This window comes from Amycolatopsis sp. NPDC051045, from assembly GCF_040682955.1.
GTDB lineage: Bacteria > Actinomycetota > Actinomycetes > Mycobacteriales > Pseudonocardiaceae > Amycolatopsis.
Genome location: NZ_JBFBCC010000024.1, coordinates 31,645 through 56,388, shown reverse-complemented (window position 1 = coordinate 56,388; position 24,744 = coordinate 31,645). Strand labels below are relative to the sequence as shown.

Sequence of the window (24,744 nt, the reverse complement as noted above, 5' to 3'; positions counted from 1 at the left end):
CAGCCGGAGGACTCGATGACCCTGCCCACCGAACCGATCGGCAGCATCCCGCGGCCCGGCTACCTCCTCGAAGGCCTCGGCGAGTTCGCGGCCGGCCGGATCGACGCCGCCGCGCTGGCCGAGCTCGAGAGCCGGGCGCTGGCCGACACGATCCGGCGGTTCGAGGCGACCGGCTCACCGGTGCTGACCGACGGGGAGCAGGGCAAGCCGAGCTTCGCGACGTACTCGCTGGCCGGGCTGGCGGCGCTGGCGCCCGACGGCGTCGTCATCCCGTTCGCCGACGGGCACACCCGGCAGCTGCCGAGGCTCACCGCGGGCCCGTTCCGCTACGCGACCCACGCGGACTCGTACCTGACGCGGGCGAAAGCGCTTACCGACCGGCCCGTCAAGCAAGCGGTGATCGCCGCGTCCGCGCTCTCGCTGATCTACCCGGGCGACGGCATCGAGGGGTACTCGCAGGAGCAGTTCGTCGCCGACCTGGTGAACGAGGCCGAGGCGGACATCCGGGGCAGCTTCGCCGCGGGCGCGGACAGCGTGCAGATCGACTTCACCGAAGGCCGGCTCTCGCTGAAGCTCGACCCGTCCGGCGGGCTGCTGCGGCAGTTCGTCGAGCTCAACAACGCCGTGCTCGACCGGTTCACCGCGGAGGAACGCGCGAGGATCGGCGTCCACACCTGCCCGGGTGGCGACCAGGACTCCGTGCACAGCCTCGACGTCGACTACGCCGGCCTGCTGCCGGCGTTGTTCGACCTCAAGGCGGGCCGCTTCTTCGTCCAGCTGGCCAGTGAAGCCGACCCGGAGCGCGCGCTGCGGGTGATCGCCGACCACCTCAAGGCGGACCAGCGGATCTTCGTCGGCGTCACCGACCCGATCGACCCGCGGGTGGAGACCCCGGAAGAGGTCCGTGACCGCGTGCTCACCGCGGCGAAGCACCTGCCGGCCGACCGGCTCGGCACCTGCGACGACTGCGGGTTCTCGCCGTTCGCCGACGACACGTCCACCTCGCGGGACGTCGCGTTCGCGAAGATCCAGGCCCGGGTCGACGGCACGCGCCTGGCGTCCGAGAAGCTCGGCTGACAGCGGCGTGGGCCCGGGGCCGCCCGGGCTCACGCCGTTTCGGCGGCGACCTTCAGCCCGAGCGCGACGAGCACGGTGCCCAGGACGGCGTCGAGGCCCCGGCGGACGCGGCCGTTGCCGAAGAACTTCTTCAGCGCCCCGACCACGACGGCGAGGGTGACGAACCAGACGACCGTGCCGGCCGTGGCGATGGCGGCCAGTTCGAGGGTTTGCAGGGTGGAGCCGTCCGCGGGCAGGAACTGGGGGAGCAGGGCCAGGAAGTAGACCGCCACCTTGGGGTTGAGCAGGTTGGTGACCAGGCCCTGGCGGAAGGCGGCCCCGGCCTCGAGCGGCTGGGTCCCGGTGGCTTCCCCGAGGTTCCGGTACTCGCCGCGGCGCACGGCCAGCCACGCCTTGACGCCGAGGACCACCAGGTAGGCCGCTCCGGCCAGCTTGACGACCGTGAACGCGACCGCCGACGCGGTGAGCACGGCGGCGACCCCGAGAGCGATCGCGACCACCCAGGCGAACACCCCGAGCGCGATACCGGTGCCGGCGGCCATCCCGGCCCGCCGGCCACCGGCGAGCGCCGAGCGCGTCACGACGACGAAGTCCGGCCCGGGCGACATCGCCCCCAGCACGACGACCAGCAGGAACGAGACGGCGGTGGCACCGGGGATCATGGCCCCGAGAATACGGGCCGGGCACCACCGGTTTTCGCGCCGTCCACGCCCTCGCAGTCGCCGCCGACGGATCCGCGGTTCACGATTTGATAACTGTCAGTGACATTCTGACCGTGACTGCGACTGTGCTCAAGCGTGGTGCTCTCGAATCCACGTACACGGCTTGGTGGAACTGGGTAGGTGGAATGAGTACGTCGTTGGTGGACCGCGCGCGTCGGTTGTTCGAATTTCTCCGCGGGGCGCAGCAATTGAAGGCCAACCCGGTCCGGTCGGTCGAGGTCTACCAGCGCGAAGGTGACGTGATCTGGCTGGCGGATCTCCCGGCCCACCCCGCGATCGCCCGGCTGCAGAGAGACGTCCCGGCCGGGGACGCGCCGCTGTTGTCGATCGCTCGGGTTCCGGTGGTCGCGCCGCCCGAAGCTGACGCGGAGCTCGGGCGATGGCTGACGGAACCGATCGACGACCCCGAGCAGACGCCCGCCCTTCGGCAGCAGATCACCGAAGCGGAGCCGGAGGTGGAGGTGGAGGTGGAGACAAAACCGGCTACCGACCGGACGCCCGTGTGCTCACCTTGGATCGCTTCCCCGCCGTTCAGCGGCAGTACGACACGTGGCTGCCGCGTTGGCTCGAATGGGCTGAACAGGAACGAATCGATCGTCCGGCGCGAGACCTGTACGCGCGGCTCTACACGATCTACGTCTCCGCCACGGAAAGCCCCGAGGAGGTCGAGCTGGTCGCCGGAACCGGCTGCCTCAGCTGGCAGCCCGTCGACGGGTATCGGATCAAACGGCACCTGCTGACCAGCGCCGCATCGGTGGACTTCGACGATCGGACCGGTCGCCTGGTGGTGCGCGCCGTCGAGTCGGCCGAGCCGGTGCAGCTGGAGCTCGACATGGTCGAGCCCGGGCTGGTCACCGCCCCGGACAAGCTCGAGGAGATCCGAGCGGACATCAAGGCGTACGAGGGGCCGGCTCTGGATCCTGTCGTCACGGGTGACCTCGCGCGCCGGCTCGTGCACAGCCTCGACTCCGATGGCGAGTACCGCGACCAAGACGAGCCCGCGGTTCCCGGCAAGCACGGAGTAGTGGCCTTCGCTCCGGCCCTGGTCCTGCGAAGGCGCAGCCAGCAAGGGCTGATCGAAATCTTCGACACGATCCTGCACCAGCTGGACGAAACCGGGGAGGTGCCGGACGGGCTGATCCCGTTGATCGATCCCGACCACGTGCCGGCAGCGCCGGCAGCAGCGGGTGACGGTGCGATCTTGATGGTCGACGACGAGCCGTTCCTGCCCCTTCCGGTGAACGAACGCCAGCTCGACGTGATCAGGCGGGTCGACTCGGCGTCCCAGACCCTGGTACAGGGCCCGCCGGGCACCGGCAAGACCCACACGGCCGCGGCGTTGATCTCCCACTTGCTCGCGCAGGGCAAGCGGGTTCTCGTCACCGCCCACACCGACCGGGCGTTGCGAGAGGTGCGGGACAAGCTCCCGGAGGAGATCAAACCCTTGGCAGTGGCGGTCGTCGGATCCTCCCGGGAGGACATGGCCGACCTGAAACTGGCGGTCCAGGAGATCGCGGCTGCGGCGAGTGAACACGACGGCAAAGAGAACGCTCGTGCGATCCAAGCGCACTTCGAGACCGTCGACCGGCTCAGGCGCGAACGCTCCGCCGCACACAGCAAGCTCCTCCAGGCGCGTGAACGTGAAGTCCTGGAGTGGGAACACCGGGGCTATCGAGGCACCCTCTCGGGGATCGTCCGGCAGCTGAACGCCGAGCAGGACCGGCTGGGGTGGCTGCTCGGCTCGGACGCGGTCGGCCCGGACCAGGAAGCGCCGCTGAGCAGTCGTGAGGCCCAGGAATGGCACGGCTATCTGCTCGACGAAAGCCTGCGTGCCGACGAACCCCGATCCCGGCAGCGCCTGCCGGCGGTATCCCAGCTGGTGGACGCCGATCAGTTCGCCCGGCTGGTCGCCGCCGAAAACGGGGCAACGGCGGCGGACCGAGAGAACGCGATGCTCAAAGAGCACACGGCCTTCTCCGCGGTCCGGCGGCTTGCGCCCGAACAGCGGAGCGAACTGCAGAGCCGGTTGCACCGCCTCGCCGGCGAGGCTGATTTCCTGCTCGGTCGCCGGGAGCAGTGGCTCGACGACGCCCTGCGGGATGTCCGGACCGGACGAGCCGACCAGTGGCGTGCCCGGGGTGCGACGATCCACGGCCTGATCACCACGGCTACGGGCTGGGTGAGGCAACTCGGGCCGCTCACTGACGTCGTGGTGCGTGGTGGGGATCTCGGTGCGCTGGTCGCGCTCGCCGGCGAGCTCGTGCGGTTCCTTTCGGGAGGTGGCGTCGTCAAGACGATGGCCGACGGCAGCCCCAAAATCGGCGCTTTCGCTCCCAAGATCCTCAAACAGGCCCAGCCGCTGTTCGAGAATGTCCTGGTCGACGGCCTGGCGCCGACATCCGTGCCCCGGTTGCAGGCGTTCATCGCCTGGGCCGGGGGAAGCAAGGTACTGGTCGCGCTCGATCGAGCTTGGCCGGAGAGCATGGTGATCCCACCCGAGGACACACTTCAGGAACGGCTTCAGTGGCACAGCACGGAACTCAAGCAACTGCACCGGGTACTCGCTCTCGCCGATGAGCTGGTCGCGGAAGAGCAGCGCTTGCGCCGGCTCGAGCTGCCCTCCCCGGACTGGAACGACCTCGCTGGCGTCCGGCGGTACGCGAGCTTGACGGACGCCGCCGCGGCGGAAGAGGCGAAGGTGGCGGCGGCCGCACCGCTGGTCGCGCTCGAGCAGTTCGTCGGTGAAACCGCCCAGTGGTCCGATTCCGCCCAGTGCGGCGCCGACCTGCTGGATGCCGTCAAGAACCGTGACAGCGAGCGCTTCGCCGCCGCACGCCGGACGCTCACGCGCCTTTGGGAAGTACGCAGTCAGGCCGGTCGCCGTGATCAGCTCGGCGGCGTTCTCCAAGCCGTCGCGCCGCGGTTGTACGAGGGAGTCGTTTCCGACCCGGGCCACCCGGACTGGGCGGAACGCCTCGCGACCTTTTCGGAAGCGTGGAACTGGAGCGCGGCTCGGGCGTGGATCACGCAGCAGGAATCGATCGACGTGAACGACCTTCAGTCGGACATCACGAGGATCGAACAAGCCATCAGGCGCGAGGTGGAAACGATCGCCGCGGGGCGTGCTTGGGATCATGCTGCGTCGCCGGAACGCCTCAGTGGCGCCGCACGCGCCGACCTGACCCAGTACGCCCAGCTCGTCCAGCGGGCGGGTAAGAACACGGGGATCTATCGCAACCAGCGCCGCGCCGAGATCCGCAAGGCGATGGACCGTTGTCGTCCGTCGGTGCCCGTGTGGATCATGCCGATCTACCGGATTGCCGAGCAGCTCCGCGTGCGGCCGGACATGTTCGACGTCGTCGTGGTGGACGAGGCATCGCAGGCCGGGACGGAAGCGGTCTTCCTGCAGTACCTGGCCAAGAAGATCGTGGTCATCGGGGACGACCGGCAGGTGTCGCCCTCGGCGGTCGGTGTCGACCAGCAGCAGCTGCGAGACCTCGCGCGGCAGTACCTGGCCGGTGATCGATACCGTGACACCTGGCACGATCCGCGCCGCAGTCTCTTCGACGAAGCCAAAATGCGGTACGGGAAGCTGATCACGTTGATCGAGCACCGTCGGTGCGTCCCGGAGATCATCGGATTCTCCAACCGGATCGCCTACGAGCCGGACGGTATCCGGCTCGTCCCGGTCCGCCAGTACGGCGCCGACCGCCTCGAGCCGATCAAGGCGGTTTACCTGGAGGACGGTTACGAGCGGGGCGTGACGAACAAGAGCAACCCCGTCGAGGTCGAAGCGATCGTCGAGCAGATCGAGAAGTGCCTCGCCGACCCGGCCTACGACGGCAAGACCTTCGGTGTCGTCTCCCTCCTCGGTCCGACCCAGGCGAAGGAAATCCAAAACAAGCTCTTGGGGCGCATCTCGAAGGAGGACTGGACGAGCCGCGATTTCCGGTGCGGGGATGCCGCGGACTTCCAGGGATCCGAGCGGGACGTGATGTTCCTTTCGATGGTGGCGGCTCCGGCACCCGACAAACGGATGGTGGCGCTGACGCAGGAGCAGTACGTCCAGCGCTACAACGTCGCGGTTTCGCGCGCGAAGGACCAGGTCTGGATCTTTCACTCGGTGCGCCCGGACGAGTTGCCGAACCGGGAGTGCATGCGGTTCCAGCTGCTCGATTACAGCTACGGGGTGATCACGCGAGGTCGGAACACGGAAACCGGGGCATCCAGCGAAGTGGTGCCGGAGGACCGCCGGGTCGAGCCGTTCGACTCACTCTTCGAGCAGCGCGTGTACAACCGCATCGTCGACCGCGGCTACACCGTGCTTGCGCAGTACCCGTCGCTGGGCTATCGGATCGACCTCGTGGTCGTGGGAGCCCACGGACGCCTGGCGGTCGAGTGCGACGGTGACCAGTGGCACGGCCCCGAGGCGTACGAACGTGATCTCGCCCGGCAACGTGACCTCGAACGGTGTGGCTGGCGTTTCTTCCGGATCGCCGGGTCGGCGTTCGACGTGGACCGGACGGAAGCGCTCGCCGGACTGTGGGAGATGCTCCAGGAGGAGGACATCCATCCCTCGGGCTGGTCACCTGCCGCCGAGGTGGCGGAATCGCGTGAAGTCGTCGAGCTGCTGCCTGAGGTGATCGAGGAAGCCGAGCCGGAGCCGGCGATCGCCTCGAATGCGCCGACCCCGCCGGCCGAGCAAGCCTGGGAGTGGCCGGCTGAAGGCGCCGTCGACGAGGGTGCGGTGCAGGTGGAGCCGGCAGCCTCGCCCGAGGAGTGCTCGGCTGCCCGACCGCAGGTCACCGGCGTCGAACAGCCGTCGGCCGGCGGTGCGCAGGTGACCCTGGAGGCCTACGGGGTCTTCTCCGGCCGGCTGACGCCGGCGTCCGACGCCACGCGCGATGAGCTGATCGAGGGTATCCAGGCGATCGTGGCCGCCGAAGGACCCGTGTCGGGTGACCGGATCCACCGCCTTTACGTGCAGTCCTCCGGCGGACTCAGGGTAGGCCCCCAGCTGGCTCGGCTGCTGAACTCCGCCGTGAGTCTCGCGGTCCGCCGAGGTGTGCTTCTCGCCGACGATCCGCTCGGGCGGTCGGGCGTCCGGCCCCGCACCTACCGGCTGCCGGACCAGCCGCTGGTCCGGGTGCGCGAGCTGGGGCCCCGTGACCTGAGTGACGTTCCTCCGCGCGAGCTGGCCACAGTCATGCGGGAACTGGCCGATCGGGAGGGCTGGGACGACGAAGAAGCGCTGTTCCGGGCTGTTCTGGCGCAGCTCGGGCTCAAGAAGCTGACGAAGAACGTGAGCCAGATCCTCTCGACGGTCCTCGCACTGGCGCGGACCTTGGAATCGGACGGGCAACCCCCTCAGGTCGAAGCCTGAGCAGTGCCGGTCTTCGTGGCTGAAGGGCCACGAAGACCGGTCTGTTTGAATTTGAACCTCGTGTAGGGTCGATCTTGTGGGTGATTCCAGGGGCGACGGCATGACGGCTGAGGTGCGGACGCGGGTGCGGATCCCGCTGCGGCTCGACGGCGGCGTCGCGGTCGACGCCGAAGCCGTCACCTTCCGCGGCTTGGCCGATGACGGGGAGCACCTGGCGTTCGTCTTGGGTACGCCCGGTGAGGTGCCGCTGGTGCGGCCGCACTCGGAGTGCCTCACCGGTGACGTCTTCGGGTCGGCGCGGTGCGACTGCGGCCCGCAGCTCGCCGAGGCCGTCTCGCGGATCTCCGAGACCGGCGGCTACCTGCTGTACCTGCGCCAGGAGGGGCGGGGGATCGGGCTGTACAACAAGCTCGACGCCTACGCCCTGCAGGACGGCGGCCTCGACACCTACGCCGCCAACGCCGCGCTCGGCCTGCCCGAGGACGCCCGCGACTACACGGTCGCCGCGCAGATGCTGGGCGCGCTCGGGGTGGACCGGGTCGACCTGCTGTCGAACAACCCGGACAAGGCGGGGCAGCTGCGGGCGGCCGGGATCGCGGTGCGCGACCAGGTCCCGACGGGGGTGTTCGCGACCGAGAACAACGTCCGGTACCTGCGGGCGAAGGCCGAGCAGACCGGGCACACGCTCACCCTGCCCGGCATCGCCAGCTGACTCCCGGGGCCGGGCGACTCAGGTCAGGCGCTGAGCCGCGGCGGCCGCGGGGCTCGTGGTCAACTTCTCCAGCAGTCCGATCAGGACCGTCCGTTCCGCAGGCGACAGGGACGCCGACCAGGCCTGTTCGCGCGCGTTGTGCGCCTGGTAGGCGTCGGTGACCGCCGCGTGGCCCGCTTCCGTCAGCGCCAGCTCGACCGCGCGGCGGTCGTGGGCGACCGCGGCGCGCGTCACCAGGCCGTCCCGCTCCAGGGTCTTCACCAGCGCCGACACCGCCGCGCGGCTCATCCCGGCGAGCCGGGCCACGTGGCGGGACTCCAGCGGGCCGGCCAGCCACAGGACGAACAGCACCCGGAAGCCGCTCCAGCTCCAGCCGCGCGGCCGGTGGACCGTCGACTCCCAGTCGTAGACCAGGGCGCCGGCCAGCCGGTGCAGCGTCAGGCCGAGGCGCATCGCCACCGGGTCGGTCGCGGGCAGCTCGGCCTGGGTCTTCCCGATCGCGTAGTCGACGAACGAGAGGTAGTCGAGGTCGGCCGGTCGGTCGGTCATGCGGCCCAGGTTAGGCGACGATGGGTTCCCCGCGGAGGGCCGGCGGGCTAGCCTGACCCCCAGGTAGTCAAGCCTTTGACGATCAAGGAGCGCTCGCCGTGACGAAGAAAGCCTTCGCCTCTTCGGCCGACCTGGCGGAGAAAGCGCAGACCCTCGAGGTGCTCGCGCACGGCGTGTACGCCTTGACCGCCGAGGGCGACCCGAACATCGGCGCGATCGAAGGCGAAGACTTCCTCGTCTGCTTCGAAGCGCTGGCCACGCCCGTCGCGGCCGGAGAGTGGCTCGCGAAACTGGGGGAGCACACCGACAAGCCCGTGCGGTATCTGGTGCTGAGCCACTACCACGCCGTGCGGGTGCTCGGCGCGTCCGCGTTCGACGCCGACGTGATCGTCGCGCACGAGAACACCCGCGCCCTGGTCGCCGAGCGCGGCAAGGAGGACTGGGCGAGCGAATTCGGCCGGATGCCGCGGCTGGCGAAGGGCGCGGAGTCGGTGCCCGGGCTGACCTGGCCGACGCTCACCTTCTCCGACCGGCTCACCCTCGACCTCGGCGGCGACCGCGGCGACCTCGTGCTGCAGTACTGCGGGCGCGGCCACACCGAGGGCGACATCGTCGCCTGGCTGCCCCGCGAGAAGATCCTCTACGCCGGTGACCTCGTGGAAGCCGAAGCCGCGCTGTACACCGGCGACGCGTTCCACCGCGACTGGGCTTCGTCCACTTTGGACCAGGTCGCCGCGTTCGGGGCCGAGGTGCTGATCGGCGGCCGCGGCGGAGTGAGCCGCGGCCGCGAAGCAGTCGAAGCCGCGATCGCGCAGACCCGGCACTTCCTGGACACGATGCTGCGCGAGGTCGGCGCGGTCCACGACGCCGGCGGCACGCTCAAGGACGCGTTCGAGCGCACGCACGCGGCACTGGCGGACCGGTACGGGCACTGGCCGATCTTCGAGCACTGCCTGCCCTTCGACGTCTCCCGGCTGTGGGACGAGCTGTCCGGCATCGAGCGGCCGGTGGTGTGGACGGCCGAACGCGACCGCGAAGTCTGGGACCGGCTCCAAGGCTAGATCGATGAAAGTGGCGGTCCTCGGCAGCGGCCCGGTCGGCCGGACGGCCGCGCTGCTGCTCGCCCGCTGGGGCGTGCCGGTGGTGCTCGTCGACGAGCACGAGCGGCGCGATCCCGTGGGGTCCAAGGCCATCTGCCACCAACGGGACACCCTGGACATCTGGGCGTCGCTCGGTGCGGGGTGCTTGGCCGAGGAGGGCCTGACCTGGACGACCGCCCGGACGTTCCACCGCGACCGGGAGCTGTTCTCCTACCGGCTGCCGGACGCGGGGTCCGCGCTCCCGCCGTTCGTCAACCTGTCCCAGGCCCGGGTCGAGGAGGTCCTGGACGAGCTGATCGCGCGTGAGCCGCTGATCGACGTCCGGCGCGGCCACCGCGTCACCGGCCTGACCCAGCCGGGCTGCGTCGAGGTCCACTGCGAGACCGGCGGCGGGCCGCGCCGGATCGAGGCCGACTACGCGATCGCCTGCACCGGCGCGCGTGGCGACGCGGTGCGGCGGGCGGTGGGGGAGCAGCTGGCCGGTGTCTCGTTCGCCGATCTGTTCCTCATCTGCGACATCCGCGCCGACCTCGCCGGCTGGGCGGCCGAACGGCGGTTCCACTTCGACCCGCCCTGGAACCCCGGCCGCCAGGTGCTGATCCACCCGTGCCCCGGCTCGCACTTCCGGATCGACTGGCAGGTGCCCGACGCCTACGACCTCACCGCCGAGGAAACCGGTGGTGCCCTGGACCGCCGGATCCGGGCGATCATCGGCGACCGGCCGTACGAGGTGGTGTGGCGGTCGGTCTACCGCTTCCACACCCGGCTCGTCCGCCGCATGCGCGCCGGCCGCGTGCTGCTGGCCGGCGACTGCGCGCACCTGGTCGCGCCGTTCGGGGCGCGCGGGCTGAACTCGGGAGTCGCCGACGCGGAGAACGCCGCGTGGAAGGTCGCGTGCGTGCTGCGCGGCGAAGCCGGCGACGGGCTCCTGGACAGCTACCACGCCGAGCGGCACGCGGCGGCCGTCGAGAACGCCGAGGTGACCACGGCGACGATGGACTTCCTGGTGCCGCGGGACGAGCAGCAGCGGCGGCACCGGACCGAGGTGCTGGCCCGGGCCGCCCACGACCCGGCCGCGTACCCGGACGTCGACTCGGGACGGCTGGCCGAGCCGTTCTGGTACCCCGGGTCGCCGCTGACCACGCCGGACCCGCGGCGCCCGTTCGGCGGCCGTCCGCCGCGCGGGACACTGCCCCCGCCGGGCCCCGGGATCCTGCTGCCGGACGTGACTGTCCCCGGTGGCCGGCTGCGCGACCTGGCCCGGCGGGGGTTCGTGCTGCTGACGACCCCGGGAGTGGACCCCGCCGGGATGCGGTCGGTGGAGATCCCGGTGGGCGGGGCGCTGGGTGCGCGCCCGGGCGAAGCCTGGCTGGTTCGCCCGGACGCGTACGTCGCCGCGGTGCTGCAGGACCCGGCGGAGATCGGCCGGGCGTGGGCGCGGGCTACGGGTAGCTGACCAGCGGGCTCACCTGGTGGGCCGTGTTCGCCGGGTCACCCGTGTCGTTGACGACGTGGGCGATCGTGCCCACGCCGCCGAGCGACACCGACACCAGGTTGTGGAACCGGACGCCGCCGTTGTTCGGCACCTCGAAGGAATGACCGGCCACAATGGACGGATTGGTGTTGAAGAAGCAGTAGCTGCCCAATCCCCAGCCCTCGTGGCTGGTCACCGAGTCCGCCACCTTGTACGCCGCCCAGCCCTGCCGGCCACCGCCGCTGGACCAGGACGCCTGGTCCGGCGGGTCGTACGGCATCTCGTTCTGGAAGAAGTACGTCCGCCCGCCGTTGCCGTTCCACAGCACCTCGTACTGCTGGTAGTGCTCGACGAACAGGCCGTACATCGTCACTCCCGCGCCGTTGACGACCAAGCCGTTCGCCGCCGTGTTGACGTTCCAGCCGACGCCGTTCGAGTGGTCGCCCCGCCACAGCCACATGTGGTCGCCGATGACGTTGTTCGAGTTCACCACCAGCGTCTGCGTGGCCTTCCCGACGGCCGCGCCGCCGATCCGGAAGAACACGTCGTGCAGCGACGTCGGGTCGGCCCCGTGGTTCGCGCCCGAGCCCGGCGGGCCGACCTGCACGAGCACCGGCGAGTTCACCGCGCCGGCGTCGATCAGCAGCCCGGCGATCTTCACGCCGTCCACATCGGACGTCGTGATCGCCGCGGTGCCGTTGGTGGGCATCAGCGTCGCCAGCCCGAGGCCGAGCACCACGGTGTCCGGGCGCGTGACGTTCAGCGCCTGGTCGAGGTGGTAGACACCCGGGGTGACCAGGAGGTGCTTGCCCGCGGCCAGGGCGGCGTTGAGCGTCGCGGCCGAGTCGGACGGCTTCGCCACGTAGAACTCGCTGAGCGAGATCGACTGCCCGGCCGGGGCGCCGTGGCCCCAGCTGGTGCCGGCGGAGTTCTGCCGCAACGCCGGGACGAACACGTTGTAGCTGCCCGAGCCGTCGACGTAGAGGAACGGCTTTTCGCGGATGACGGGCGTCTGGCCGACGACCGTCTCGGGCGGGTTCGGGAACGACGCCGGCGGGGTGCCGGTCGACCCGACGAACACCATGTTCCACACGCCGCCCTGCCAGCCGCCGAGCTCGCTGTTGCGGGTGAGGAACTGCTGCTGCGAACCGGAAACGGCGACGCCGTCGATCTTGCTGTCGGCGATCAGGCCACCGCTGGCCCAGCCGTCGCCGCCGTTCCACAGCTGGATCTGGCTGCCCTTGAGGTGCATCCGGCGGTAGGGCGCGGCCTGCGCGACGGCCCAGCGTTCGACCTGACCGGCCGGCAGCGTCACCGAAAGGTTCTCCGCGGAACGCCAGAAGTTCTGCGTCGCGTTGCCCTTGTTGTTCGGGTTGTCGCCCTGCTGCAGCCAGTCCGCCTCGACGCGGACGTGGCCGTTGAGGGTGACGTCGTCGGGGGAGAGGCCGAGCCCCGCGACCTGCTCGTAGAAGCCGAGGTTGACGTCGGCGTTGTACGTGCCCGGCTTGAACAGCACGGCGTAGCGCTCGTTGCCGAACTGGTTGGTGTGCTGCTGGTTCGCCAGCTGCGTCAGCCGGTTCTGGATCGTCGCGGCCGGGGTCGACGGGTCGAACACCGACACGTTCGGGCCGAGGTCCGGGTTGCGCGGGTCGGTCGGCGGGATGGTCGTCCCGTCGCCGGTGCCGTGCACGGTGACCTCCCAGAGGGAGTAGCCGTACTGCGTGGCCCGCTGGGTGCCGGTGAGCCGGAGGTAGCGCGCGGTGCCGGTGAGGGGCACGGTCTGCGTCCCGCCGGCGCCGGCGGTGGTCGAGTACGCCGTGCTCCAGCTGTTCGCGTCGCTCGACAGCTGCACGGTGAACGCGCGGGCGTAGGCGGCTTCCCAGTTGAGGACCACGTCGCAGAGCTGCTGTGCGGAGCCCAGGTCGACCTGCAGCCACTGCGGGTCGCTGAACGCGCTGGCCCAGCGCGTCCCGGAGTTGCCGTCGACCGCGGCGGACGCGGGGGTCCCGCCGTTTTCGGTGGACGACGCGGTCGCGGTGCGGCCCTGCGCGAGGTTCGCCGAGCCGCACGCGGCGGCTTGGGCCGGCGCGGAGCCGACCACCACGGCGGTGGTCAGTGCGGTGACGAGGGAGGTCGCGAGGACGAGGAGGCGGTGTACCGGGGAGAACGTCGTTGATCTCATCTGCCTGCCTGCTGATTCGGAAGGGACGTCGAGGAGGAGGCCGCGCGGCGGCGCCGGGCGGCGGCGGACCGGGCGAGCCCCACAGCTCGCGCCGGTGTCGGGTGGTGCGGCGGGTTCGCGGCCGCCTCACCGCGCTCGGCGCCGTGAGCCGGAGGAGCGGTGCCGAGGCGGGTGCGACGGCGCGAACCGGTCAGCCCGAAAGAGGTGCGTGTCGCGGCGGAACGATCCCGGGTGGCGGTCACGGAACCGGTTCCGACCGGCGGCTCGCAGTTAACAGCGCGCGCCTCGGCGGAGTCAAGGATCTGGCCCGGATTCGTTCTCCCGGACCAGTCCGCCGCGTGGTCCGCGACCGTCCGGCGCAGCGGCGTTGACATTTTACGGCTCTTTATTTATGTATTGAAGTAAGAGCGTGCCGACGGACGGGCCCACACCCGCGCCGTGGACCACGTGAGCCGATCCGCGCCGGGCAAGCCGTCCGGCGCCGGTTCGCCGTGGAGGTGCCCATGCAACGCCGCATGCCGGGGACCCGGGCGCGCTGGAGCGCGCTCGCCGTCCTCGCCCTGACCCTGGCCGCCCTGCTCACCGCGCCGGTCGCCCAGGCCGCACCCGTCCTGCTCTCCCAAGGCCGTCCGGTGACGGCGTCCTCGGCCGAGTCCGCCGCCTTCCCGGCTTCCGCCGCGGTCGACGGCGACGCCGGCACCCGCTGGTCCAGCGGCTTCAGCGATCCGCAGTACCTCCAGGTCGACCTCGGCTCCACCCAGCAGCTGTCCCAGGTCGTGCTGAACTGGGAAGCCGCCTACGCCAAGGCCTTCACGATCCAGGCGTCCGCCGACGGCGCCACCTGGACGTCGCTGTACTCGACCACCACCGCGACCGGCGGCACGCAGACGCTGAACGTGACCGGCAGCGGCCGGTACGTCCGGCTGACCGGCACCCAGCGGGCCACGCAGTACGGCTACTCGCTGTGGGAGTTCCAGGTCTACGGCGGGGGCACGACCCAGCCCGGCGACGTCCTGCTGTCCTACGGCAAGTCCGGCACGGCCTCGTCGTACCAGGACGACGGCAACTGCCCCGGCTGTCTCCCGGCGAAGGCGTTCGACCACGATCCGGCCACCCGCTGGGCGACCAGCGCGACCACCGGCTGGGTGGACCCCGGCTGGCTCCAGGTCGACCTCGGCGCCGTCGCGGCCGTGCACCAGGTCGTCCTGCAGTGGGACCCGGCCTACGCGGTCGCCTACCAGCTCCAGGTGTCGAACGACGGCGCGAACTGGACCTCGCTCTACTCGACCACCACGGGCAAGGGCTTCAAGGAGACGCTGACCGTCAACGGCAGTGGCCGCTATGTCCGGATGTACGGCACCGCGCGGTCCAACGGCTACGGCTACTCGCTGTGGGGCTTCGACGTCTACGGCACCGGCGGCAACCCGACGCAGCCGCCGCCCGCCCCACCGGCCCCGCACTTCCCGGGCACGCTCGTGTGGAGCGACGAGTTCAACGGCGCCGCGGGGACGAACCCGGACGCGAGCAAGTGGACCGCCGAAACCGGTCCGGGCGTCAACAACGAGCTCGAGTACTACACGAACAACAACAACACCAAGCAGGACGGCCGTGGCAACCTCGTCATCCAGCTCCGCCGCGAGGCCACCCCGGGCAGCGCCTGCCCGCCGGACCCGATCAGCGGCAGCACGACCTGCCAGTACACCTCGGGCCGGATCAACACCGCGGGCAAGTTCAGCTTCACCTACGGCCACGTCGAAGCCAACATCAAGGTGTCCGGCACGCAGGGGCTGTGGCCCGCGTTCTGGTTGCTGGGCGCGAACTTCTTCAGCGGCACACCGTGGCCCCACTGCGGTGAGATCGACATCATGGAGCACGTCGGGAAGTCGCCGAACCTGGCCTACTCGACCATCCACGCCCCGGCCTACAACGGCGCGGGCGGCATCGGCGCACCCCTCGACCTCGGGCAGGACGTCTCCGCCGGGTTCCACAAGTTCGGCCTGGACTGGGACGCGTCGCACATGACCTTTTACGTCGACGGCAACGCGTTCGAGACGATCAACCGCGCCACCGTGGAAAGCACGCGCGGACCGTGGGTCTACGACCACCCGTTCTTCCTGATCCTCAACAACGCCATCGGTGGCGACTTCCCCGGCCCGCCGGGAGCGGGGACTGTCCTCCCGCAGGACATGGTCGTCGACTACGTGCGGGTCTACCAGTGACGGCGGTCGTGGACGACGAACGTGGGCCAGTACCGCGGCTACGTCGGTGATTCCTCGCGCAACGTCCCGCTCGCGGGAGCGCTGACCGGCTCCTGAGTCGACTCGCGGACCACCAGCGACGTCGGGACGATCAGCGGGGTGGCCGGGGACGGGATCCCGGCCAGCCGGTCCAGCAGCAGCCCGGCCGCCGTCTCACCCATCCGCCGCAACGGCTGGCGGATCGTGGTGAGCGGCGGCTGGGTGTGCGCGGCGAGGGGGATGTCGTCGAAGCCGACCACGGCGACGTCCCCCGGTACCGCGCGACCGGCCTTGCGCAGCCCGGCCAGCACACCCGCCGCCGTGAGGTCGTTGTGCGCGAAAACCGCGTCGAACTCCGGACCCGTTTCGAGGAGCTGGAGGATCGCCGCCTCGCCGCTTTCGCTCGTGAAGTCGCCTTCGATGATCAGCCGTGGGTCGAGGGCCAGGCCCGCGTCACGGACGACGTCGGCGAAGCCGTGGAGGCGGTCGGCGGTGCAGCCGAAGTCGCGGGGTCCGGTGACGGTGGCGAGCCGGGTGCGGCCGGTGTCCAGGAGGTGCCGGGCCGCGGCCGCGCCGCCCTGCCGGTTGTCCGTGCCCACCGACGGGAACGCGGGACGGCGGCCGCGGTCGTCGATCACCACCACCGGCAGGCCCGAGTCGTGCAGCACGCGCAGGTGCCGCACCGCGTCCGGCGGTTCCACCAGCAGGAGGCCGTCGAACGCTTTCGCCGACACCTGGCGCGAGAACTCGCCGAGTGAATCGGCGCCGCGGTTGGCGGTGGACAGCAGCAGGCCGTAGCCCTTCGACTCCACGACGTCGGCGACGCCCTGCAGCACCTCGCCCATCCACGGCCAGGTCAGCCCCGGCACCAGCATCCCGACCGTGCGGGTCACCCCGCGGGCCAGCCCCACCGCGCCGGCGCTGGGGATGTACCCGGTCGCGGCGATCACCTCGCGCACCCGGATCGCGGTCGCCGCGTCCACGTCGGCCTTGTTGTTGAGCACCCGCGACACGGTCGTCTTGCTCACCCGCGCACGGCGGGCGACCTCGGCGATCGTGACGCGCATCCGTCCTCCCGATCGGGGGGTGGCAAGCCTTGTGGTGCCAAGGTACTCGCCCGCGGGGCCGCTGCGGCCGGTCCGAGATCGATCAAGTCCGCACGGACACCCGCGTGAGGCCCGCGTGGCCGGTCCGCCACTGCGTGCGGACGGCCACGTACCTGGCCCGGCCGGTGGATCCCACCCCGTAGGTGATGCCGTCGACGCTCGTTTCGACGACCGCCGCGGGCACGCGCCCGGGTGTCCAGGTCAGCTCCACCGCGGAAACCGTCGCCACCGTCCCGAGGTCGACGACCATCCTGCCGCCCGGGCCCGGCCGCCACGCCGTCGCGGGATCGTCGTCGACCGCCGCCTTCACCCCGGGTACCGGCCCGCGGAGGGTGAATCGCGGCGGCTCGATCCGGCCTTCGGCGGCCGCCAGGTCCAGCGTGAAGGTGGTTCCGGTCGCGGTGACCTCCTGTTCGCCGCGGTAGAGCCGCACCGCCCGGCGCTCCTGCGGCAGTTCCGCCGTGCCCGCGGCCGGGGCCGCGGAAAGGTTGACCAGCACGAGGAAGCCGTCGGTGACGCTGGCGTGCACCGCGGGCGAGGTGGTGGCGACGCGCCCGGACGGCCGGGCGCCGACCGGTCCGGGGTACAGCTCGGCGAGCAGCGGCGCGGCCGGGCCGTCCGAGAGGGTGATGCGGTCTCCGGTGACCGTGAGCGGGTGGGGGCCGGCGACGACGATCCCGGCCCGGCCGTCGACGTCCAGCCGGCCACCGGTGCTGCGCAGCGCGGCCACCGGGTGGTCCGCCACCGGCGTCCAGGCCGTGCCGTCCGGCGACGTCTCGATCCGGTACTTCCGCCCGGCGGCCGCTTCCCAGCTCAGCCGGACGCGGTCGAAGGACCGGGGCGCGCCCAGGTCGACGGCAAGCCGGTTATCCGTGCGTGACCGGTCCGATGTGGACACCGCCCAGCGCGTCGCCGCGCTGCCGTCGGTGGCGTACGTCGCCTCTTTGCCCGGCGTCGCCGAAGAAGCCGACGCGGTCCCGGCGAGCGCGAGGCCCGGTCCGTCGCCGTCGTGGACCTCGAGCGCCCAGAGCGAGTAGCCGTACTGCGGGTCCGGCTCGACGCCCAGCATGCGGACGTGCCGCGCGGAGACCCGGCCGAAGTGAGTTCGTCGGTCCGCGGGCCGATCGCCGGCGCTTTGCTCGTCACGGTCCCTTCGGCGGTCGTGTAGGTGCGGTCGCCGTCGAGGCCGGGCACGCCGGGCATGGTGAGGTTGTGGACGTTCAGCACGCCTTCACCCGCGGCGACGCCGGTGCTGGCGTAGACGGCGGCGCCGGTCGGGAGGGTGGCGAGCGCGGCATACCCGCTGTCGAAGCGCAGGACGCCGACCGTGCCGTCGAAGCCGTCGCGGACCTTCGTGAAGGTCGTGGCGTGCCGTTCCTGCACGACGAGGTTCGTGGCCGACAGCAGCATGGGGTGGGCGCCGCCGAGCACGAACAGCCAGTCGTCGTGGTGCGGCTGCCAGGCGAACTTCACGAAACCGGGCTTGCTGACCGTCCCGGCCCAGGCCGCGGGGGAGCGGTGGGCCAGCAGACCCGGCCCGGCGCCGAAGTCGGCGACCCCGGCCGCGTGGGCGTCGAACTCGCGCTCGCTCACGGGGACCACCGGGCCGCCGTGCGCGGCGCGCCACTCGTGCAGCAGGTAGCTGATGGCGAGTTCGGCGCGGGCCTCCGGTTCGTACTTCGGTTCGCCGGAGAACTTCGTGATCCGGTCGGCGGGCGCGTAGGCCTGGTAGGGCTCGAGCCGGGCGGCCAGCCGCGCTTCGGCGTGGGCGGCGTGGCGGTCGCCGAGGACCTGGGCGCGGAAGGCCAGCGGGATGACGTCCCGGCCGTAGAGGTGCTCGCGGTCGGCGACCATCGGGCCGGCAGCCCGGCCTCGTTGCGGCTCCACGCGCCGAAGGCCGCCCGCCAGTCCTGGGCCTGCGCGTCGGCCGGCGCCCAGGCGAGCGCGGGGGCCAGCGACTGGGCGTAGACGCCCATCTCTTCGAGCTTGGTGTCGCCGAGGTACCCGCCGCGCAGGCCGTGGGGCGTCCAGCCACCCGAGTCCGGGTCGTCGCCGGTGCCCAGCGCGGTGGTGCAGGCGGCCTGTCCGGTGGTGATGCGCTCGACGTTGCGCCGGGTGGCGTCGTCGAGCTCTGTCCACAGGAGACGGGCCGCGAGCAGGAAGTACGACTGGAAGGTGGTGTCGAAGAACAGCTTGCGGCCCCACTCGGTCCCGCCGGCGAGCCGGTTCGACGCGGCGAAGCGCCGGATCGTGGCGAGGGTGTGCGCGCCGAGGGTCGGCCGCTCGACGCCGGCGATCGTGGCGTCGTAGCCGTCGCGGGTGAGCAGCACGGCGTTGCCGAGCACCACCGCGAAGGTGAAGTCGCGAGCCGGGTAGGTGCCGGCGACCGGATCGAACTGCTGCTCGGCCCAGCGCGTGTGCCGCAGCAGCACGCGCAGGTAGGTCGCGGCGACCGGATCGGGCGGCCCGCCGGGCGCCGGTGGACTGCTCGCCCGCCGCCCCGGCGAGGCCCGGGAACAGGCCCGAGGCCAGTGCCGCCGCCGTTCCGCCCGCGCCCAGGAGGCGGAGCGCCCGCCGCCGGTCCAGCTCGCCCATGGGTCCGCCTCCGTTCGCTGACAACCTTGTCAGCGCGGATTCTGGGACCCCGCCACCGCGCCGGGCAAGCCCGGCGCCGGATCCCGTCCGGTTTCGCACAGGCGCCCGGTGATGCGTATAACGGTCTATACCTCGGCGGTCGCAGTGCCTCACTCGGCCCATGCAGGTTCCGCGTCGGCGAGGGACTGCCGATGACGGACAGGTTCCGGCCGGACCTCCGGCTGGGCCACGGCCGGATCGACAGCCGCGACCACACCGCATCCCGGCCGTGGTGAGATGACAACGTGATCATCGACCCGTGGGTGCTGCTCCTGCTCGTGCTGGCCGGCGTCGGCGCCGGCCTGACCGGGGCGACCGCGGGACTCGCGTCGCTGGTGTCCTACCCCGCACTGCTCGCCGCCGGGCTGCCGCCGGTGACCGCCAACATCACCAACACCGTCGCGATGCTGGGCACCACCGTGGGCGCCGCCGCCGGGGCGCGGCCCGAGCTGGCCGGGCAGCGGGGCCGGCTCGTCCCGCTCTGCGCCATCACCACCGTCGGCGGCGCGTGCGGCGGGCTCGTGCTGCTGGTGACGCCGTCCGGCGCGTTCACCGTCCTCGTGCCGTGGCTGATCGGCGGCGCGTCGCTGGTGCTGCTGGCGGGCCCCCGCCTGCGCCGGCTGGCCGAAGGGGCGGAGCACCACGGCCTCAGGCCGGCCACCGGAATCCTCGCCTTCTTGATCGGCGTCTACGGCGGCTACTTCGGCGCCGCCGCGGGCGTGCTCATGCTCGCGCTGCTGGTCACCGCCTGGAGCCAGCCGCTCGCGCGGACGAACGCGGCGAAGAACCTGGTCACCGGCTCGGCGAACTTCCTCGCCGCGATCGTGTTCTCGGTGACCGGCAAGGTCGTGTGGCCGGCCGCGCTCGCCGTCTGCCTCGGATCGCTCGCCGGCTCGTGGCTGGGGTCCGCCCTCGTGCGACGGCTGCCGGCGACGCCGTTGCGGATCGGGATCGGCATCGGCGGACTGGGTCTGGCGGTCGTCCTCGGCCTGCGGGCATGATCGGCGGGGTATCGGCGAGCAGGAGACCAGATGAGCATTGTCGGGACCAGGGTGGTCCGCCAGGAGGATCGCAATCTGATCACCGCGGGCGGCACCTACGTGGACGATCTGCGGGCGGAAGCGCTTTCCGGGGCCGCGCACGCGGTTTTCGTGCGAAGTCCGATCGCGCACGCGCGGATCGGCGGCATCGACGTGAGCGCGGCGAAGGAGGCACCGGGGGTGCTCGGCGTGTTCACCGCCGCCGACCTCGGGCTCCCGCCGCACCCGGCGGGACCGGTGCCGGAACCGTGGCTGGCCGGCGAGGTGGTGCGCTACGTCGGCGAACCCGTAGCGCTCGTCGTCACCGAAGAGCGCTACCAGCTGGCCGACGCGGCCGAGCTGGTCGACATCGACTACGAGCCGCTGGAAGCCGTCGCGACCGTCGACGCCGCCCTGGCGGGCGAGACGCTGTTGTTCCCCGAGCACGGCAGCAACATCGTGCAGGTCAAGGGTGCGGCGGAGTTCGACGACGCGATCTTCGACGGCTGCGAAGTCGTCGTCACCCAGACCATCCTCAACCAGCGCGTCGCACCCGCACCGCTCGAAGTGCGCGGCGCTGCCTGCGTGTGGGGCGAAGACGGCAGGCTGACGGCCTGGCTGTCCACGCAGAACGCCCAGATGGCCCGGGGGCAGCTGGCCGCGAGCCTCGGCGTCGGCGAGGAATCGGTGCGGGTGATCGCGCCGGACGTCGGCGGCGGGTTCGGCGCGAAGATCGGCGCGGACCCCGAGGCGACCGTGCTCGGCTGGGCCGCCAAGCAGCTCGGGCGGGCAGTGCGCTGGGTCGAGTCGCGCAGCGAGAACCTCACGGCCATGACGCACGGCCGCGCGCAGCAGAACACGGTGACCATCGGCGGGAAGCGTGACGGCACCGTCCTCGCGTACCGCCTCGACGTCATCCAGGACTCGGGCGCGTATCCGCGGATGTTGCTGCTGCCGACGCTGACCGAGCTGATGGCCGTCGGCGTCTACCGGTTCCCCAGGGTCGAGACGCGCAGCCGCGCGGTCGTCACCACCACCACGCCGATCGGGGCGTACCGCGGCGCCGGCCGCCCGGAGGCGACCGCCGCGGTCGAACGGGCGATGGACCGCTTCGCCGCCGAGATCGGGATGGACCCGGCCGAGGTCCGCCGGGTCAACTTCATCCGGCCCGAAGAGTTCCCCTACCAGTCGCCGACCGGCGCGTCCTACGACACGGGCGAGTACGCGGCGGCGCTGGACAAGGCCCTGGACGCCGCCGGGTACGCGGAACTGCGGGCCGAGCAGCAGCGACGGCGGGCCGCGGGCGACCCGGTCGAACTGGGCCTGGGCATCGCCGCTTACGTCGAGATCACCGGCGGCGACGGCGCCGGCGAAAGCGGCCGCGTCGACATCCACCCGGACGGCTCGGTCGTCGCGTGGACCGGCAGTTCGCCGCACGGCCAAGGGCTCGGCACGTCCCTGGCCATGCTCCTGTCCGACCGGCTCGGCGTGCCGCTGGACCAGATCACCGTCCGCCACGGCGACACCGACGAGGTGCCGAAGGCGGTCGGCACGTTCGGCTCCCGGTCGCTGCAGCTGGGCGGCTCGGCGATCCGGCAGGCGGCCGACGAGGTGATCGCCCGGGCCCGCGAGCTGGCCGCGGACCTGCTGGAAGCCGCGCCGGACGACCTCGAACTGGACGTCGAACGCGGGGTCTGGCAGGTCCGCGGCGCTCCGGCGAGCTCCGTGCTCAGCTGGGCGCAGGTCGCCGGGCGGGCGGCCGAGGGCAAGCTTTCCGCCGACGTCTGGTTCGGGGCGGGCAAACCGACCTTCCCGTTCGGCGCGCACCTCGCGGTGGTCGAGGTCGACACCGAAACCGGCAAGGTCGAGCTGCGCCGCATCGTCGCCGTCGACGACGCCGGCCCGATCGTCAACCCGCTCACCTTCCGCGGGCAGCGCCACGGCGGGCTCGGGCAGGGCGCGGCGCAGGCCCTGATGGAGGTCGTGACCTACGACGACGACGGCAACCCGACGACCGCGACGCTGGCGGACTACTCGTTCGTCACCGCGGCCGAGCTGCCGGACTTCGAGCTGGTCGACATGGTCACCCCGACCGACCGCAACCTGCTGGGGGTCAAGGGGATCGGCGAGGCGGCCACGATCGGTTCGACCCCGGCGGTGCACAACGCCGTGATCGACGCGCTGGCCGCGCGCGGCGTCCAGCACCTGGACATGCCCACGACTCCGATCCGGGTCTGGGCCGCACTTGAAGAAGCCGCATTTCGGGGGGTCCGGGTGGCGGAGCCCCCGGCTCGGGGCGAAGCCCCGAATGTCACAGCTGGGAAGGGAAGCGCGCGGTGAAGGTTTCGATCGAGGTCAACGGGCGGCCGGTGACCGAGGAGGTGCCGGACCGGACGCTGCTGGTGCACTTCCTGCGCGACACCGCCGGGCTCACCGCCACGAACATCGGCTGCGACACGACGTCCTGCGGCGCCTGCACGGTGCTGCTCGACGGCGAGTCGGTCAAGTCCTGCACGGTGCTGGCCGCGCAGGCCGACGGCCACGCCGTCACCACCGTCGAAGGACTGTCCGGTGCCGACGGTGCGCTCCACCCGGTGCAGCGGGCGTTCCGCGAGCAACACGGCCTGCAGTGCGGGTTCTGCACGCCGGGGATGATCATGGCGTCGGTGTCGCTGCTGGCCGACAACCCCGAGCCGACCCGCGACGAGGTCCGCGCCGGGCTCGAGGGCAACCTGTGCCGCTGCACGGGTTACCACAACATCGTCAGCGCCGTGATCGACGCTTCGGGACAGGAGGTGGACCGGTGATCCCCGCTTCGTTCGAGTATCTGCGCGCGTCCACTGTGGATGACGCGCTGGCGTTGCTCGCTTCGCACGGTGAGGAGGCGAAGGTGCTGGCGGGCGGGCATTCCCTGCTGCCGCTGATGAAGCTGCGGCTGGCCGCGCCGGAGTACCTGGTGGACATCGGCCCGCTCGACGAGCTGCGGTACGTCCGGCTCGAGGGGGCCGACGTCGTGATCGGGGCGCTGTCCCGCTACAGCGACCTGACCCGCGACCCGGTCCTGCTGGAGCACGCGCCGCTGCTGGCCCACGTGTCCGGCGAGGTCGGCGACCGCCAGGTCCGCCACCGCGGCACGATCGGCGGATCCCTGGTGCACGCGGACGCGGCAGCGGACCTGCCGGCGGCGGTCCTGGCGTCGGACGCGGTCCTGGTGGCCCGTGGCCCCGCGGGGGAGCGCCGCATCCCGGCGGCGGAGTTCTTCCTCGGCCCGTTCACGACGCCGCTGGAGCCGTCCGAACTGCTGACGGAGATCCGCCTGCCGGCTCAGACCGGTCAGGGCTGGGGTTTCGAGAAGTTCACCCGCCGCGCGATCGACTGGGCGATGGTCGGGGTGACGGTCACCGGCGGCCGCGTCGGCCTGGTGAACATGGGCGGCGTCCCGCTCCGGGCGACGGCCACGGAGCAGGCCTTGGCGGCGGGGGCATCGATCGAGGACGCGGCGGCCCTGGCGGCGGAGGGGACGAACCCCCCGGACGAACCCCACGCGACGGCGGAGTACCGGCGCCACCTGGCGAGGGTGCTGACCCGGCGCGCGTTGACGCAGGCGGCTTCGCGAACCTGACCGAACGGGCGGCACTTCGCGCGAAGTGCCGCCCGTTCGCCGTGCCGGAACCGGGGTCGCGATGGCCGATTCCCGCCAGCGCGAGTCCCGTGTGGACGGCAGGATCGGTGGCGTGAAAACTGTTGCGCACACGGCCATCGAGCCCGGCATCCTCTACTTCGGGACCCCGGTGGTCCTCATTTCCAGCACCAACGAAGACGGTTCCCCCAACCTGGCCCCGATGTCGTCGGCGTTCTGGCTCGGCTGGCGGGCGATGCTGGGGCTCGGGGCCCGTTCGAAGACGGCCCGGAATGTGCTGCGCACCCGCGAATGCGTCCTCAACCTGCCTTCGGGCACCCTCGCCCCGGCGGTCGACCGGCTGGCGTTGACGACGGGCTCGGATCCGGTACCGGCCGGCAAGCAGCAGCGCGGCTACGTCCACGTCGCGGACAAGTTCAGCCGGGCGGGGCTCACACCGGTGCCGTCGGAGACGGTGGCACCGCCGCGCGTCGCCGAGTGTCCCGTAGCCATGGAGGCGGTCGTCGAGGCGGTGCACCCGGTCGGCGACGATGGGGGTGTGCTCGCCATCGAGGTGCGGGTGCAGCGGGTTTTCGTGCACGAGGACATCCGCGCGGCCGGGAGCGACGATCACATCGACCCGGATGCCTGGCGGCCGCTCATCATGAGCTTTCAGAAGCTTTACGGGTTGGGGGAGCAGGTGCATCCTTCGACGTTGGCCCGGATTCCCGAGCGGCTTTACCGGGGGCCGGATATCGACCGGGCTCGTCGGGTCGGTTCGCGCGGGTTGTGAGGCTTGGTTCATTGTCTGATCGGTATCCGGCGGAATGAGCCGAACGAAACTCAGACGCACCTCCACGAGCCGCTGCCGTTCGCGGCTTGAGGAGGGGAAAGGCCCGCAGCCACCCGGCTACGGGCCCACTCCCACGG

19 protein-coding genes are annotated in these 24,744 nt (G+C 71.6%); 12 read left to right on the top strand and 7 right to left on the bottom strand.

Translation table 11 applies throughout. The features are described from left to right. The first annotated feature begins 15 nt into the window (after positions 1 to 15). Entirely contained in the window at positions 16 to 1,077 is a 1,062-nt protein-coding gene (locus AB0M80_RS36925; protein WP_364574345.1) for a cobalamin-independent methionine synthase II family protein, read from the top strand. Between the two features lie 29 nt (positions 1,078 to 1,106). On the opposite strand, the gene AB0M80_RS36920 is transcribed toward AB0M80_RS36925, so the two are convergent. Further along, positions 1,107 to 1,739, bottom strand: coding sequence for a LysE family translocator (locus AB0M80_RS36920; RefSeq protein ID WP_364574228.1), 633 nt, complete (start codon positions 1,737 to 1,739; stop codon positions 1,107 to 1,109). Between the two features lie 280 nt (positions 1,740 to 2,019). Continuing rightward, entirely contained in the window at positions 2,020 to 2,901 is an 882-nt protein-coding gene (locus AB0M80_RS36915) for a hypothetical protein (protein ID WP_364574226.1), read from the bottom strand. A 21-nt stretch (positions 2,902 to 2,922) separates the two neighbouring features. On the opposite strand from AB0M80_RS36915, the gene AB0M80_RS36910 reads away from it, so the two are divergent. Then, entirely contained in the window at positions 2,923 to 7,182 is a 4,260-nt protein-coding gene (locus tag AB0M80_RS36910) for an AAA domain-containing protein (RefSeq protein WP_364574224.1), read from the top strand. A gap of 100 nt (positions 7,183 to 7,282) precedes the next feature. Continuing rightward, a complete protein-coding gene (gene ribA, locus AB0M80_RS36905) occupies positions 7,283 to 7,894 on the top strand; it encodes a GTP cyclohydrolase II (RefSeq protein ID WP_364574223.1) in 612 nt (203 codons plus the stop codon). 18 nt (positions 7,895 to 7,912) lie between these two features. On the opposite strand, the gene AB0M80_RS36900 is transcribed toward ribA, so the two are convergent. After that, positions 7,913 to 8,443: a MarR family transcriptional regulator gene (locus tag AB0M80_RS36900; protein WP_364574221.1), complete on the bottom strand. Its 531-nt coding sequence runs from the start codon at positions 8,441 to 8,443 to the stop codon at positions 7,913 to 7,915. A gap of 98 nt (positions 8,444 to 8,541) precedes the next feature. Between AB0M80_RS36900 and AB0M80_RS36895 the strand changes: the two genes are divergently transcribed. Beyond that, complete coding sequence (locus AB0M80_RS36895) at positions 8,542 to 9,504, top strand: MBL fold metallo-hydrolase (RefSeq protein ID WP_364574219.1); 963 nt, start codon at positions 8,542 to 8,544, stop codon at positions 9,502 to 9,504. A 4-nt stretch (positions 9,505 to 9,508) separates the two neighbouring features. Further along, entirely contained in the window at positions 9,509 to 10,999 is a 1,491-nt protein-coding gene (locus tag AB0M80_RS36890; RefSeq protein WP_364574217.1) for an FAD-dependent monooxygenase, read from the top strand. Here AB0M80_RS36890 and AB0M80_RS36885 read toward each other — a convergent pair. Then, positions 10,986 to 13,199: a discoidin domain-containing protein gene (locus AB0M80_RS36885; RefSeq protein ID WP_364574215.1), complete on the bottom strand. Its 2,214-nt coding sequence runs from the start codon at positions 13,197 to 13,199 to the stop codon at positions 10,986 to 10,988. The two genes, AB0M80_RS36890 and AB0M80_RS36885, sit on opposite strands and share 14 nt — an antisense overlap. A 503-nt stretch (positions 13,200 to 13,702) precedes the next feature. On the opposite strand from AB0M80_RS36885, the gene AB0M80_RS36880 reads away from it, so the two are divergent. Continuing rightward, positions 13,703 to 15,418 (top strand): discoidin domain-containing protein, encoded by a 1,716-nt coding sequence (locus AB0M80_RS36880; protein ID WP_364574213.1) that lies wholly within the window; start codon positions 13,703 to 13,705, stop codon positions 15,416 to 15,418. A gap of 38 nt (positions 15,419 to 15,456) precedes the next feature. On the opposite strand, the gene AB0M80_RS36875 is transcribed toward AB0M80_RS36880, so the two are convergent. Together AB0M80_RS36875 and AB0M80_RS36870 are read right to left on the bottom strand one after the other, a co-directional pair. Then, positions 15,457 to 16,503, bottom strand: a complete 1,047-nt coding sequence (locus tag AB0M80_RS36875; protein WP_364574211.1) for a LacI family DNA-binding transcriptional regulator — start codon at positions 16,501 to 16,503, stop codon at positions 15,457 to 15,459. Between the two features lie 82 nt (positions 16,504 to 16,585). Beyond that, complete coding sequence (locus tag AB0M80_RS36870; RefSeq protein WP_364574210.1) at positions 16,586 to 17,611, bottom strand: discoidin domain-containing protein; 1,026 nt, start codon at positions 17,609 to 17,611, stop codon at positions 16,586 to 16,588. Positions 17,612 to 17,824: 213 nt separating this feature from the next. On the opposite strand from AB0M80_RS36870, the gene AB0M80_RS36865 reads away from it, so the two are divergent. Beyond that, the gene (locus AB0M80_RS36865) at positions 17,825 to 18,184 is read left to right on the top strand and encodes a hypothetical protein (protein ID WP_364574208.1); all 360 of its coding nucleotides are present in this window, start codon (positions 17,825 to 17,827) and stop codon (positions 18,182 to 18,184) included. On the opposite strand, the gene AB0M80_RS36860 is transcribed toward AB0M80_RS36865, so the two are convergent. Beyond that, the gene (locus AB0M80_RS36860; RefSeq protein ID WP_364574206.1) at positions 18,132 to 18,974 is read right to left on the bottom strand and encodes a hypothetical protein; all 843 of its coding nucleotides are present in this window, start codon (positions 18,972 to 18,974) and stop codon (positions 18,132 to 18,134) included. The two genes, AB0M80_RS36865 and AB0M80_RS36860, sit on opposite strands and share 53 nt — an antisense overlap. Before the next feature lie 447 nt (positions 18,975 to 19,421). Here AB0M80_RS36860 and AB0M80_RS36855 point away from each other — a divergent pair, with 447 nt between their 5' ends. From AB0M80_RS36855 to AB0M80_RS36835, 5 genes are all read left to right on the top strand, one after another. Further along, the gene (locus AB0M80_RS36855; protein ID WP_364574204.1) at positions 19,422 to 20,177 is read left to right on the top strand and encodes a sulfite exporter TauE/SafE family protein; all 756 of its coding nucleotides are present in this window, start codon (positions 19,422 to 19,424) and stop codon (positions 20,175 to 20,177) included. Positions 20,178 to 20,207: 30 nt separating this feature from the next. After that, a complete protein-coding gene (locus AB0M80_RS36850; protein ID WP_364574202.1) occupies positions 20,208 to 22,535 on the top strand; it encodes a xanthine dehydrogenase family protein molybdopterin-binding subunit in 2,328 nt (775 codons plus the stop codon). After that, complete coding sequence (locus AB0M80_RS36845; RefSeq protein ID WP_364574200.1) at positions 22,532 to 23,002, top strand: (2Fe-2S)-binding protein; 471 nt, start codon at positions 22,532 to 22,534, stop codon at positions 23,000 to 23,002. The genes AB0M80_RS36850 and AB0M80_RS36845 overlap by 4 nt, the downstream gene beginning before the upstream one ends. Then, entirely contained in the window at positions 22,999 to 23,817 is an 819-nt protein-coding gene (locus AB0M80_RS36840) for a xanthine dehydrogenase family protein subunit M (protein ID WP_364574198.1), read from the top strand. The genes AB0M80_RS36845 and AB0M80_RS36840 overlap by 4 nt, the downstream gene beginning before the upstream one ends. A gap of 112 nt (positions 23,818 to 23,929) precedes the next feature. Next, positions 23,930 to 24,607 (top strand): flavin reductase family protein, encoded by a 678-nt coding sequence (locus tag AB0M80_RS36835; protein WP_364574343.1) that lies wholly within the window; start codon positions 23,930 to 23,932, stop codon positions 24,605 to 24,607. The last annotated feature ends 137 nt before the right edge of the window (positions 24,608 to 24,744 follow it).